Origin of the sequence: Pseudomonas sp. WS 5059 (assembly GCF_012985525.1) — a bacterium.
GTDB lineage: Bacteria > Pseudomonadota > Gammaproteobacteria > Pseudomonadales > Pseudomonadaceae > Aquipseudomonas.
In genome coordinates, this window is sequence record NZ_JAAQWO010000003.1 from 338,698 (window position 1) to 352,356 (window position 13,659).

Genomic DNA, 13,659 nt, shown 5'->3' on the forward strand with positions numbered 1-13,659 from the left:
GTCTCTCGAAAACTGAATAGGGGCCAGGCTCAAGGCGTCTTGACTTCAAGGCGGAAGTCGGCGGCCTGGGGCAGGTTGGCGATGGCCGGCAGGAAGGTGGCCTGGTTGGCGTAGAGGTTCAGCACTTTCCAGGTTTCTTCGTCGCCCACCGGGAAGCCATCGGCGCCCAGCCAGGCGAAGCGGTAATACATCATCTGGTTGCTGCTGGTGATGTTGCTCAGTTGCACCTTGGCCGTCAGGAAGCCGTTCTCGCGGGCCACCCGAATGGCGCCGACGGCGATGCCCTTGAACTTGCCCATCACCACGACTTTGCTCGCGGCGCTGCCAGGTGCCGGCGGCGGGGTGGCGCAGCCGGCGAGGAAGATCAGCGCCAGGGCGCCGAGGATGAAATGACGCATAGCGTGCTCCTTAAGGTTGTTTGAGGCTGGCGACGGCCTGGGCCGGGTTGCTCGCGACCACATGGGCCGCCAGGCCGCTGGCGAAGACCTGGTTGCCGACCACCCGCAAGGTGATCACCTGGTGGCGTTGTTCGGCCTTGACCGTCACCAGGCTGCCGCCCAGGGCATTGGGCAGGCTCACCTGGTGCTCGCCACGCTTGAGGCGCAGGCGCGTGACCTGGGTGACGTCCGGCAGGGTGCGCCAGGTGCGGGTGTCGGCGCCCTCGGTGACGGCGGAGGCGATGCCCAGCACCAGGCCGGCCATTGGGTTGGTCTGGTTGAGGTTTTTTTGCGTCACGCCACGGCTGATGGCACGCACGGTCGTGCGCAGGATGATCCCCGGCATGTCGTCGCGCAGGGCGCGGCGTGACATCGCGGTCGTGCTGTTGAGGGCCGTGAGGTTCTGCTGCCGGCCATCGACGCCGATCTGCGCAAAGGTGGCCGTCGAAGTGTCTGGCTTAATCACCGGGAACGACAGCGGTGTGATCACCCAATGCCCGTCGATAGGAATCGGCAACGGCAGGCGGATCGAGTCGCGGGCCGGCGCCAGGCCGCTCTGGACCACGATCAGCACGTCGCTTTCGTCAGCCGCCACGGCAGAAGCGTCCAGATCGAGCAGCGCCTGTTCCAGCAGCGGTGTGTTGGGGCGCAGTTCGGCGGCCTTGCGATAGCCCGGCGCGGCCAGGTCTTTTTCACCCAGGGCTTCGTAGACGAAACCGGCCAGGTAATGGCTGAACGCGCTCTGGTAGCTGTTCTTCAGGCCCTCCACGTCCGGCGCGTCGAGGCTTTCTACCGGGTAGCCACGCAAATCCTTGAACTGGGTGGCTACGCCCTGGCGCTCGGCTTCGTTTTCGCGCTTGAGGTATTCCCTGTCCCGCAGCTCGGCGATCACCGCTTCGCGTTCGTGGGTTTTCTTGATTTCGGTGCGCGCGCCGTCAAAGTCGTTGACGGCCAGCAGGTTCAGCGCCATCTGGGTGGTGAGCATGACTTTTTCATAGTCATACCCTTCGTAGCGCCGCACCTTGTCATTGACCAGGAAACTGCCGAACTGCGCCAGATAGCGCTCGGTGTCGAACTTGACCGACTCCTCCCACTTGTACACCACCACGTCTGCGCGGTGCCAGGCCGCCTGGCTGCCGGCCAGGTCGCCCTTGGCGCGCAGCAACTCGCCTTTTTCAAAGTAGTAGAGAAGGTCTTTGTCTTCGCTGCTGTTGTTCTTTTCCAGCAGGGTCAGCGCGGCATCCACGTTGCCGCTGGCCAACTGCTGGTTGGTGGCTTGCAGTTCCGTGTCGTAGCTGCGGAACATCGAACAGCCCGACAGCAGCGTGACTGCCGCGAGGGCAAGGGAGGTAAAAGCGCGAGATGCCATTGAGGTGCTGCTTCCCTGAGCGTAATCGGCCGAAGGGGCTGGTCGGGTCGAATAACCAATCGCAGGAAGCTTTTTCCTACCTATTCCTCATAAAAAGAGGAGCCTAAATGCCGATTCGCGATAACGAAGGCGGCGCATTATAGGCCTCGTTACTGGCAAAACAATGGCTTTTCAGCGGCATTGTTTAAGGTTTGTGCCACTACCCAGGGCACAGATTTCAGCCGCCAATCACTAACGCCTTGAGTCAAACCCATTAACATTCGACAATATGTTACTTCTTGTTTCCATCTGAGATTCATTCATGACTGCCCCCTCCCGTTTTCTCGCCTGGCTGTTGTTGCCAGCGTTGGTGTCGTGCAGCTTCAATCTGCTGGCTGCCACCGCAGAAGGTGCGCCCCAGGCCCTGCATTTGCTGGACTACATTGGCGCCGACTATCCGCCGACGGTACAGGCGGGCAAGGTGGTCGATGAGTCTGAATACCGTGAGCAGGTGGAATTTCTCGGCGTGTTGCAGGGGCTGGTGGCAGAACTGCCGGACAAGCCCGAGCGTGTGGCGCTGGTCAAAGGCGTCGATGAGCTGCTGGCCGCCGTTACCAGCCATCAGGACGGTAACGCGGTAGCACGCCAGGCCCGGCAACTGGGGGCGCAGTTGGCGGTAGCCTATGAAGTCAGCCAGGCGCCGGCCATTACCCCGGACCCGACACGTGGCGCGCCGCTGTACGCCCAGCATTGTTCGGTGTGCCACGGTGACGCCGGGGCTGGCGATGGCCCGGCCGGTGTCGGCATGACCCCGCCGCCGGCCAACCTGCGCGATGCGCAGCGCCTGGACCGCCTGAGCCTGTATGGCATCTACAACACCCTGGGCCTGGGCGTCGAAGGCACCGACATGCCGTCGTTCGCCGACCAGCTGGATGACCGTCAGCGCTGGGACCTGGCGACCTACATCGCCGGCTTCACCGCCGACCCGGCCGCTGCAAAAAGCGAAAAATCCTTCAACCTGGCCGACCTGGCGCGCCAGACCCCGGAAGAGGTGCTGGCCGCCGAAGGGCCGGACGCCGTCCGGGTGTTCCGCGCCCAGCGCGCGCAGCCGCCGCAGGTCCAGCGTGGTCCGGCGCAGTTGCTGGAGTACACCGCGGCGACCCTCGACAAGAGCCTGGCGGCGTTCCGCAGTGGTGAGCACGAGCAGGCCTACGACCTGTCGGTAGCGGCGTACCTGGAAGGCTTCGAGCTGGTGGAAAGCTCACTGGATAACGTCGATGCCAACGTGCGCAAGGACACCGAGAAAGCCCTGATGGCGTATCGGCAGTCGTTGCAGGACGGATTGCCAATCGAGCAGGTCCAGCAGCGCCTGGATGTGGCCAAGGGCAAACTCACGGAAGCGGCCGGCCTGTTGGGCGGCGACGGCCTGAGCTGGTCGTTGAGCTATATCTCGGGCTTGCTGATCCTGCTGCGTGAAGGGCTGGAAGCGATCCTGGTGCTGGCGGCGATCCTGGCCTTTTTGCGTAACACCGGCCAGCAGTCGGCGGTGCGCAGCGTCAACGTCGGTTGGGCGCTGGCGTTGGTCGCTGGCGCGGCGACCTGGGCCCTGGCGGCGTATGTGATTGACGTCAGCGGCGCCCAGCGTGAATTGCTCGAAGGCTGCACGGCGCTGTTTGCCAGTGTGATGGTGTTGTGGCTGGGGGTATGGATGCACGATCGGCGCCACGCGGCCGCCTGGCAGGACTACATCAAGAGCAGCCTGGTCGGTGGTGGCGGGCGTTTTGGGTTTGCGATCCTGGCGTTCTTCTCGGTGTACCGCGAACTGTTCGAGGTGATCCTGTTCTACGAAACCCTGTGGCTGCAGGCCGGTCCTGCCGGGCATAACGCGGTATTGGCCGGTGGCGCCACGGCGCTGGTGCTGCTGATGGGCCTGGCGTGGATCATCCTGCGCGGTTCGGCGAAGTTGCCGTTGGCGCTGTTCTTCGGCATCAACGCGGCGTTGCTGTGTGCGCTGTCGGTGGTGTTCGCCGGGCATGGCGTCAAGGCGTTGCAGGAAGCCGGCATTTTCGGTACCCGGCCGGTGGCGTTCTTTGACTTCGATTGGCTGGGCATCCATGCCGATGCGTACTCGTTGAGTGCCCAGGCCGTGGCGATCATTGCGATTGTGGTGCTGTACAGCCGCAGCCGCTTGGCCGAGAAGCGCCGGGTGGCGGCTTCCTGAAGGTACTTGCGGTCAAATTGTGGGAGCTGGCCAGCTCCCACCTGTTTGATCGGCTTCGCTGGTTCAGTCGTTCTCGTGGGTCAGTTCCAGCACCCGGTCCACCAGCTTGTTGATCCCCGATGCCACTTCGCTGATGTTCTTGCCCAGCATATAGGCCGGCGTGCTCACCAGCTTGCGCGCCTTGTCTTCGACGATTTCGTCTACCGCGCATTCCTGGTGGGTCGCACCCATCTTGTCCAGGGCGGCGGCGGTGTCGGCGTCGTTGCCGATGGTGCAGGTCACGCCTGGGCCGTAGATTTTTGCCGCCAGGGCCGGCGAAATGCAGATCAACCCCACCGGCTTGCCCGCTTCGGCAAAGGCTTCGGCCAGTGCCAGTACGTCCGGGTTGACGCTGCAACCGGCGCCTTCGACGGCAAAGTTCGACAGGTTCTTCGCCGCGCCAAAACCGCCGGGCACGATCAGCGCATCGAATTCTTCCACGCGGGCCTCGCGAATGTCCTTCACCTCGCCCCGGGCGATGCGCGCCGACTCCACCAGGACATTGCGCGACTCAGGCATTTCTTCGCCGGTGAGGTGGTTGATCACATGCAACTGCGCGATGTCCGGGGCAAAGCACTGGACATCGGCGCCGCGCTGATCCAGGCGCAGCAGCGTGATAACACTTTCATGGATTTCAGCGCCGTCGTACACGCCACAGCCGGAAAGGATCACTGCAATCTTTTTGCTCATGGGCATTTCTCCTGATTTATGGCGTTAAATGTCTACTTATTTGTCGCGCATTGCCAATGGGACAACCGGCCACTGCACTAATCTTGGTGTAACAATAATTGACCGGACTGGCCCATGGACTTCGTCCCTTACGCGGTACCGTTTTTCATTGCCCTGATTGTGGTCGAACTGTTGGCTGACCGTTGGCGCGGCGAGCGCAACTACCGGGTGGCCGACGCCATCAACAGCCTGAGCACCGGTGTATTGTCCACCACCACTGGGCTGTTGACCAAAGGCGTCGGGCTGCTGACCTATGCCTTCGCCCTCAAGCATTTGGCGCTGTTCGAGATGCCGGCCCAGAGCGTCTGGACCTGGGTGTTCGCCTTTGTCTTCTACGACTTCTGCTACTACTGGCTGCATCGCTGCGGCCACGAGCGCAATATTCTGTGGGCGGCGCACTCGGTGCATCACCAAAGCGAGGACTACAACCTCACCACCGCCTTGCGCCAGACCAGCACCGGCTTTTTGCTGAGCTGGGTCTTCTATCTGCCGCTGGCTGTCGTCGGCGTGCCGCTGCTGGTGTTTATCAGCGTGGCGTCGCTCAACCTGCTGTACCAGTTCTGGGTGCATACCCGCCATGTGCCCAAGCTCGGCTGGTTCGAATGGTTCTTCGTCACACCGTCCAATCATCGGGCCCACCATGCACAGAACGCTCTCTACATGGATCGCAACTACGGCGGGGTGTTCATTATTTGGGACCGTTTGTTTGGCTCGTTCCAGGAAGAAGACGAAAACGAGCCGGTGGTCTTTGGCGTGACCACGCCTCTGGCCAGCTGGAATCCGCTGTGGGCCAACCTGCAGTTTTATGCACAGCTGTGGAGTGACGCCCGGCGTACCGAAAATGGGTGGGACAAACTGCGTATCTGGTTCATGCGCACCGGCTGGCGCCCGGCGGACGTCCAGGCCAGGTACCCGCTGGCCAAGCCGGACCTGAGCCAGTTCCGGAAATTCGAGGTGCCCCTGGACACGCGCCAGCAGATTTACATCGCCCTGCAATTTGCCGCGTATGTGGGTTTTGGCAGCTATTTGATGAATGTCGGCGAAGGCATGCCGACCGCTGCGCTTGTGTTGGGCTGGAGTGTGATGGCACTGGGCTTGTTTACCCTGGGCGTGGCCCTGGAGAATCGCCCGTGGGCCTTGAAGGCCGAGCTGCTGCGGCTGGTGCTGAACGTGCCGTTGGTGTGGCTGGCGCCGCTGGTAGGGTTGTGGCCCGCCAGCGTGCTGGGCTGGCTGGGGTTGGTCAGCTACAGCCTGCTCAGTGTCATCGGCCTTTACTGTTGCCGGGGCCGGCTTACTCGATTGGCGTCGTAGGCTCGGGCTTTTTCGGCTCGGCCAGTTGTTCCTGCTCCAGCCGGGCTTTTTCGGCCGCGCAGTTTTCCCGGGTCAGGCGGGCGTTGCGGATGCGCCGGCGCAGCCACAAGCCCAGGCCGAGCACCAGCAAGGCGCCGAGGACCCACAGCTCGTACTTCTTGACGCTGCCCAGCATGCCTTCGAGCACGGCGCCAAAGTGATAGGCCGCAGCACCCAGCGCTGCCGCCCAGATCGCCGCGCCGATACCGTTGAGCAACAGGTAGCGCCCCGGCGGGTAGCCGGACAGGCCAATGGCCACGGGCATGACCGTACGCAAGCCGTAGACGAAGCGGAAACTCAGTACCCAGATATCCGGGTGCCGGCGGATATGCTCCAGCGCCCGATCGCCCAGGAGTTGCCAGCGTGGCTTGCGCGCCAACAATTTGCGCCCGTGCTTGCGGCCCATGAAGTACCAGAGCTGGTCGCCGGCGTAGCTGCCGAAGAACGCGACCACCACCACCACGTTGATATCCATGTATCCGCGGAACGCAAGGAAGCCTGCGAGAACCAGGATGGTCTCACCTTCAAAGAACGTCCCCAGGAAGAGGGCAAAGTAGCCAAAGTCATTCAGAAATTGTTGGAGCATTGTCTGGGTGCTGGCGAAATGAACGCGCAGCCTACGCCTTCGTGAACATTCATGAAAGTATCGAGATGTGTCACGAAGTGAACATTTCCTACGTAAAGCATGAATGCGGCTACAGGTCGCATGCCAGTTGTATGAGTAAGCACAACTGTCATTCCTTCGTCATAATGGCCGCTTATAACTGTCACGCTCGCCCGTCAAGCCGGGCTCAGGAGTCTGCCGTGAGCTTTACCCCCGCCCAACGCCTGTTTCCCGCTACCCGCCTGCGCCGCAACCGTCGTGATGATTTTTCTCGCCGCCTGGTCCGTGAAAACGTACTGACGGTGGATGATCTGATCCTGCCGGTGTTTGTGCTCGATGGCGAAAATCGCCGGGAAGCGGTGGCGTCGATGCCGGGTGTCGAGCGCTTGACCATTGATCTGCTGCTCGAAGAGGCGGCGCAGTGGGTTGAACTGGGGATCCCGGCGCTGGCGCTGTTCCCGGTCACGCCGGCCGGGCTCAAGTCCCTGGACGCCGCCGAGGCCTGGAACCCTGAAGGCATTGCCCAGCGCGCAACCCGCGCCCTGCGCGAGCGTTTCCCCGAGCTTGGGGTGATCACCGACGTGGCGCTGGACCCGTTCACCACCCACGGGCAGGATGGCATCTTGGATGAAGAGGGTTATGTACAGAACGACATCACCGTCGACGCACTGGTCAAGCAGGCGCTGTCCCATGCCCAAGCGGGCGCCCAGGTGGTGGCCCCCTCGGACATGATGGACGGTCGGATCCAGGCGATCCGCGAGGCGCTGGAGCTGGCCGGGCATGTCAACGTGCGGATCATGGCCTATTCGGCCAAGTACGCCAGCGCCTACTACGGCCCGTTCCGCGATGCGGTCGGCTCGGCATTGAACCTGGGCAAGGCCAACAAGGCCTCGTACCAGATGGACCCGGCCAACAGCCACGAAGCCTTGCACGAAGTGGCGGCGGACCTGGCCGAAGGCGCCGATATGGTGATGGTCAAGCCTGGCATGCCGTACCTGGACATCCTTTATCGGGTCAAGGAGGAATTCAAGGTGCCAACCTTTGTCTATCAGGTCAGTGGTGAATACGCCATGCACATGGCCGCGATTCAAAATGGCTGGTTGGGTGAAGGCGTGATCCTTGAGTCCCTTACCGCCTTTAAACGTGCGGGTGCTGATGGCATCCTGACTTACTTTGCCGCCCGTGCCGCCCAATTGCTTAGAGAGCAACAATAGCCCTCACAGGAACACTCGATGAATACCGAAGGACTCACAGAAGTTGCCGTAAAAGATGCGCACCCGGTGGTTGAACAGGTGGCCGAAACCCCGCCGGAGCTTGCGCCCGAGCAGCCTGCCGTGACCGCGGAGCCGGTGGTGGCGGCACCGCCTATCGTGATTCCGAACCTGGACGACAGCAGCCTGTACATCCATCGCGAGCTGTCGCAACTGCAATTCAATATCCGCGTGCTGGAACAGGCGCTGGATGAGTCCTACCCGCTGCTCGAGCGTTTGAAGTTCCTGCTGATCTTTTCCAGCAACCTGGACGAGTTCTTCGAGATCCGTGTCGCCGGCCTCAAGAAGCAGATCACCTTTGCCCGCGAGCAAGCCGGCGCCGATGGCCTGCAGCCGCACCAGGCCCTGGCCCGTATCAGCGAGCTGGTGCACGGCCATGTGGATCGCCAATACGCCATCCTCAACGACATCCTCTTGCCGGAGCTGGAAAAGCACCAGGTGCGCTTCATCCGCCGCCGCAACTGGACCGTCAAGCTCAAGACCTGGGTTCGTCGCTATTTCCGTGACGAGATCGCGCCGATCATCACCCCGATTGGCCTGGACCCGACGCACCCGTTCCCGCTGCTGGTGAACAAGAGCCTGAACTTTATTGTCGAGCTCGAAGGGATCGATGCCTTTGGCCGTGATTCGGGCCTGGCGATCATTCCTGCACCGCGCCTGTTGCCAAGGATCATCAAGGTACCGGAAGAGGTCGGGGGGGCTGGCGATAACTATGTATTCCTTTCGTCGATGATCCACGCCCACGCCGATGACCTGTTCCAGGGCATGAAGGTCAAGGGTTGCTACCAGTTCCGCCTGACCCGTAACGCTGACCTGGCGGTCGATACCGAAGACGTCGAAGACCTGGCCCGCGCCCTGCGCGGCGAGCTGTTCTCGCGGCGCTACGGCGACGCGGTCCGCCTGGAAGTGGCGGACACCTGCCCCAAGCACCTGTCGGACTACCTGCTCAAGCAGTTCAACCTGGCCGAGACCGAGCTGTACCAGGTCAATGGCCCGGTGAACCTGACGCGCCTGTTCAGCATCACCGGCCTGGACAGCCACCCGGAACTGCAATACACGCCGTTCACCCCGCAGATTCCGAAGCTGCTGCAAAACAGCGAAAACATCTTCAGTGTGGTCAGCAAGCAGGACATCTTGCTGCTGCACCCCTTCGAGTCGTTCACCCCGGTGGTCGACCTGTTGCGCCAGGCCGCCAAGGATCCTCATGTCCTGGCCGTGCGCCAGACCCTGTACCGCAGCGGCGCCAACTCGGAAATCGTCGATGCACTGGTCGACGCCGCGCGTAACGGCAAGGAAGTCACGGCGGTGATCGAACTGCGTGCGCGGTTCGACGAAGAATCCAACCTGCAACTGGCCAGCCGCCTGCAAGCGGCCGGCGCGGTGGTGATCTATGGCGTGGTCGGCTTCAAGACCCATGCCAAGATGATGCTGATCCTGCGCCGCGAGGCCGGTGAAATCGTGCGTTACGCGCACCTTGGTACCGGCAACTATCACGCGGGCAACGCCAAGCTCTACACCGACTACAGCCTGCTGACGTCCGACGACGCGCTGTGCGAAGACGTCGGCAAACTGTTCAGCCAGTTGATCGGCATGGGCAAGACGCTGCGCATGAAAAAGCTGCTGCATGCGCCGTTCACCCTGAAAAAGGGCATGCTCGACATGATTGCCCGCGAGACCCAGTTCGCCCTCGACGGCAAGCCGGCGCATATCATCGCCAAGTTCAACTCGCTGACCGATCCGAAGATCATTCGCGCGCTGTACAAGGCCAGCCAGTCCGGCGTGCGGATCGACCTGGTGGTGCGGGGCATGTGCTGCCTGCGTCCGGGCATCGCGGGCGTGTCCCACAATATCCACGTGCGTTCGATCATTGGGCGCTTCCTGGAGCACACGCGGGTGTTCTACTTCCTCAACGGCGGCGAGGAGCAGATGTTCCTCTCCAGCGCCGACTGGATGGAGCGCAACCTCGACAAGCGGGTGGAGACTTGCTTCCCGGTGGAAGGCAAGAAGCTGATCATGCGGGTCAAGAAAGAGCTTGAGAGTTATCTGACCGACAACACCCACAGCTGGAGCCTACAGTCGGACGGGCGCTATGTGCGCAACACGCCGACCGGCAACCAGAACCCGCGCAGTGCCCAGGCAACCTTGCTGGAGCGCTTGGGCAGCCCGGTGCTGACGGTCCGCTGATATCGGCCAGGCCTACACCCCCCACTGAGAAATCGGACAGCACCGTCAGATTTCCCAGGTTGGGGAGCCCAGGCTCCCGCTCCTAGACTGACCTCGGGCTATCAGGCGATAGCCTGTATAGCGCAGTTGAGGAGTTTTCGATGATCGGATCGGGCGTAGGAATCGGGCTTGAAGCCTCGGGTTTTTTTGAGGTGCTGGCCGCACCGCCGAAGGGCTACCGCAGTGCGCAGGCCATGTCGTCCGACATGGCTCGGGCGGCAGTCACTTCAGAGTCGCTGGTGCGCGATTCATTGCAAGGTATCGCCAACATCGACCAGGGTTTGCAGGGTGGCAATGCGTTCCTGCAGGTCAACCCCGATGCACGTGAACAGGCGCGGGCGCGCGATCAGGAGCGTGCCGGCGGTACCGTGCGCGGTTTTTTGCACGGCGTGCCGATTGCCCTGAAAGATGTCTTTGAAACCAGCGGTAAAATGCACACCAGTGCGGGTTCCCGTGCGCTGGTTGGTTCACCGGCGACCAAAAACGCCAAGGTTGTGGACAACCTGCTCAAGGCTGGCGCCGTGATCGTGGGCAAGACCAATATGAGCGAGCTGTCCAACTTCCGCTCCAGCGTGGCGGTCGATGGCTGGAGCTCCCGTGGCGGGCAGACCCTCAATCCCCATCGGCTGGGAGGGCAGGTGGCAGGGTCCAGTTCGGGTTCGGCGGTGGCGGTCGCCCAGGGCCTGGTACCGTTGGCACTGGGCATCGAGACCAACGGCTCGATCATTGCCCCGGCGGCCTACAACGGCGTGGTTGGTTTGAAAACCTCGGTCGGGCTGGTGAGCACCGAGGGCGTCATCACCAGTTCCAGGCTGGACTCGGTGGGCACGTTTACCCGCAGCGTGCGGGATGCTGGCGAAGCGCTCAATGCCATGACCGAAACCACCGGCTATACCGCCGGCCTGACGGCCAATGCCTTGCAGGGCAAGCGTATCGGCTACACCCCGCTGCCTGAGCTGTCGCCGCAGGCCGCCCAGAATCCGGCCCTGCGCGCAGACAGAAAGCACTACGAGGACGCGCTCGCATTGCTCGCGTCCAAGGGTGCAGTCATGGTGCCCATAGGCAGGCTGGACGCGAATGTATCGAATGAGACGTACGATCAATACAGCGACGCGCTGTTTGCTGGGATCAAGCAACGCCTGGAAGGCTACTTGGCCGGCCGGGAAGGGTTGCCCGTGAAGTCGCTGGCTGAGCTGATTGCGTTCAACGAGCGTGACAGGAAAACCGGGGAGCCGGACCAGGCGTTGCTGGAGCACATCAACAGCCTGGACGTGACGGATGAGCAGCGCGAGCAACTGTGGGCGGCCGTCCTGCCGACTTTCAAGGACACCCTCGATAAGCCGTTGAGCGAGCACAGGCTCGATGCCATCGTGTCGAACTTCCGCTCCGACAGTTACTACTTTGCCGCCGCAGCCGGTTACCCCGGCATCTCGGTGCCCTCGGGCATGGATGAGGAGGGTATGCCAACCGCGCTGCACTTTTGCGGCACGGGCAACAGTGAAGCCACGCTGCTCTCGGTTGCACACGGTTATGAACAGGCCTCGCAGGCCATCCGCGAGCCGGCGTTCCGGCCTGGCGTACCGCTGTCGTCCGAGAGGGTCTAGGTGTCAGTGCACGTTCAAGCTGAACCCCACCCGCGTCAGCCACTCGGCTTCCTGGGCGAAATCCGCCTGGGTCAGTTGATTCTCGTCCAGCCAGTTTTTGGGGAACACCACATCCAGGCTGTCGCCATTGGCGCGCAGGGTGACTTGCGGCATCTGTTGGGTGCCTCGAATGTGATGGAACAGGATCGCAAAGCGCAGTAGGGCGCATAGGCGAATCAGCTTGATGCCCTCGGCGCCGAACTCGGCGAACTTGTCCTTGGGGATATTGCGGCGATGGCCGCGCACCAGCAGCGCCAGCATCTGCTGGTCCTCCCGGGAAAACCCCGCCAGGTCGGAGTGCTCGATCAGGTACGCGCCGTGCTTGTGGTAATGGTAGTGGGCGATGTCCAGGCCCACCTCATGGACCTTGGCCGCCCAGCCCAGCAGTTCACGCCAGACCCCGTCTTCCAGGTCCCAATCCTCGGCGACCTGGTCAAAGGCATGCAGCGCCTTGCGCTCGACCCGTGCCGCCTGTTCCAGGTCAACGTGGTAACGCTCCATCAGCGAGCCCAGGGTGCGCTCACGCACGTCTTCATGATGATGGCGGCCCAACAGGTCGTAGAGCACACCTTCACGCAGGGCACCATCGCAATGGTCCATACGCTGCAACTCGAGGGCGTCGAAGATGGCTTCCAGGATCGCCAGGCCGGCAGGGAAGATGGCGCGGCGGTCGGGCTTGATGCCATCGAAGTCGATCTTCTCGGCATCGCCGAGCTTGAACAGCTTGCGCTTGAGCCAGGCCAGGCCTTCGGCATTCACTTCGCCAGTGCCATGGCCGCCGGCCTTCAGGGCCAGGCCGATGGCGCGGATGGTGCCGGATGAGCCGATGGCTTCATCCCAGGTCAGGCGGTGCAGGGCGTGTTCGATGCTCATGATCTCCAGCCGCGCCGCCGTGTACGCCTGGGCGTAGCGGGCCGGGGTGATCTTGCCGTCCTTGAAATAGCGCTGGGTGTAGCTGACGCAACCCATTTGCAGGCTTTCGCGCAGCAGCGGCTCGAAGCGTTGGCCGATGATGAACTCGGTGCTGCCGCCGCCAATGTCGGCCACCAGGCGCTTGCCGGGGGTATCGGCCAACGTGTGGGAAACGCCGAGGTAGATCAGGCGCGCTTCTTCACGGCCGGAGATGACTTCCACCGGGTGCCCGAGGATCTCCTCGGCGCGGCGGATGAATTCGCCACGGTTACGCGCTTCGCGCAAGGCGTTGGTGCCGACGATACGCACGGCGCCCTGGGGCATGCCGTTGATCAGTTGGGCAAAGCGCTTGAGGCAATCGAGCCCGCGCTGCATGGATTCTTCGTTGAGCTTGCGCTCATCGTCGATCCCGGCCGCCAATTGTACCTTTTCGCCGAGCCGCTCAAGGATGCGGATCTCACCGTTCTGGGCCTTGGCCACGACCATGTGAAAGCTGTTGGAGCCCAGGTCGATGGCGGCGATCAGGGACAGATTCTTGGCTTGGGATTGCGGCATGGGTAGGGGATCTCGGTCGATAACCTTGCCATCGTGCCACGATCAAACGCTGGCGCCAACGCGTAGTGCTCGGTGATTTGTCTTACCCCTGCTCTCGATCAAGTTTTGTAGGAAATGTAGGGCAAATTCCCGGGCGGCCTATGACATCTCCCTAGTGGTATGTAGGGGGTTATAAAGTTTTTCAAAAGTTGAAGTGCTTATGCGGTTTCCTACATGGCGGCGTTAATTATGCTGATCTTTAGTTTGCTCCGGACTACTTCTATAGTTGTTAAAAGGGACGGTTGTATTTAACAGGTCTCACAGGGTTTAAGGTGTTGTCTTATATTT

General features: G+C 62.1%; 10 protein-coding genes. 5 read left to right on the forward strand and 5 right to left on the reverse strand.

All coding sequences use genetic code 11. The annotated features are described in order from the left end of the window. Positions 1-29: 29 nt before the first annotated feature. Positions 30-398: a YcfL family putative periplasmic lipoprotein gene (locus HBO12_RS10460; RefSeq protein WP_169955038.1), complete on the reverse strand. Its 369-nt coding sequence runs from the start codon at positions 396-398 to the stop codon at positions 30-32. 10 nt (positions 399-408) lie between these two features. Next, a complete protein-coding gene (locus HBO12_RS10465) occupies positions 409-1,806 on the reverse strand; it encodes a COG3014 family protein (protein WP_170042093.1) in 1,398 nt (465 codons plus the stop codon). A 301-nt stretch (positions 1,807-2,107) separates the two neighbouring features. Here HBO12_RS10465 and HBO12_RS10470 point away from each other — a divergent pair, with 301 nt between their 5' ends. After that, complete coding sequence (locus HBO12_RS10470) at positions 2,108-4,006, forward strand: FTR1 family protein (RefSeq protein WP_170042094.1); 1,899 nt, start codon at positions 2,108-2,110, stop codon at positions 4,004-4,006. A 63-nt stretch (positions 4,007-4,069) separates the two neighbouring features. Here the strand turns inward: HBO12_RS10470 and elbB are convergent, their stop codons facing one another. Then, the gene (gene elbB, locus HBO12_RS10475) at positions 4,070-4,735 is read right to left on the reverse strand and encodes an isoprenoid biosynthesis glyoxalase ElbB (protein WP_170042095.1); all 666 of its coding nucleotides are present in this window, start codon (positions 4,733-4,735) and stop codon (positions 4,070-4,072) included. Positions 4,736-4,849: 114 nt separating this feature from the next. Here elbB and HBO12_RS10480 point away from each other — a divergent pair, with 114 nt between their 5' ends. Further along, positions 4,850-6,085 (forward strand): sterol desaturase family protein, encoded by a 1,236-nt coding sequence (locus HBO12_RS10480; RefSeq protein WP_170042096.1) that lies wholly within the window; start codon positions 4,850-4,852, stop codon positions 6,083-6,085. Here the strand turns inward: HBO12_RS10480 and HBO12_RS10485 are convergent. Continuing rightward, positions 6,066-6,710: a DedA family protein gene (locus HBO12_RS10485; RefSeq protein ID WP_169955033.1), complete on the reverse strand. Its 645-nt coding sequence runs from the start codon at positions 6,708-6,710 to the stop codon at positions 6,066-6,068. The two genes, HBO12_RS10480 and HBO12_RS10485, sit on opposite strands and share 20 nt — an antisense overlap. Positions 6,711-6,928: 218 nt before the next feature. Here HBO12_RS10485 and hemB point away from each other — a divergent pair, with 218 nt between their 5' ends. The 3 genes from hemB to HBO12_RS10500 all read left to right on the forward strand — a co-directional run bounded on the left by hemB (position 6,929) and on the right by HBO12_RS10500 (position 11,826). Continuing rightward, positions 6,929-7,942 (forward strand): porphobilinogen synthase, encoded by a 1,014-nt coding sequence (hemB, locus tag HBO12_RS10490; protein ID WP_169955032.1) that lies wholly within the window; start codon positions 6,929-6,931, stop codon positions 7,940-7,942. Between the two features lie 18 nt (positions 7,943-7,960). Beyond that, a complete protein-coding gene (ppk1, locus tag HBO12_RS10495; protein WP_169955031.1) occupies positions 7,961-10,183 on the forward strand; it encodes a polyphosphate kinase 1 in 2,223 nt (740 codons plus the stop codon). Between the two features lie 233 nt (positions 10,184-10,416). Continuing rightward, positions 10,417-11,826 (forward strand): amidase family protein, encoded by a 1,410-nt coding sequence (locus HBO12_RS10500; protein ID WP_170042269.1) that lies wholly within the window; start codon positions 10,417-10,419, stop codon positions 11,824-11,826. Positions 11,827-11,829: 3 nt separating this feature from the next. Here HBO12_RS10500 and ppx read toward each other — a convergent pair whose 3' ends face one another. Then, positions 11,830-13,332, reverse strand: a complete 1,503-nt coding sequence (ppx, locus tag HBO12_RS10505) for an exopolyphosphatase (RefSeq protein WP_170042097.1) — start codon at positions 13,330-13,332, stop codon at positions 11,830-11,832. Between the last annotated feature and the right edge of the window lie 327 nt (positions 13,333-13,659).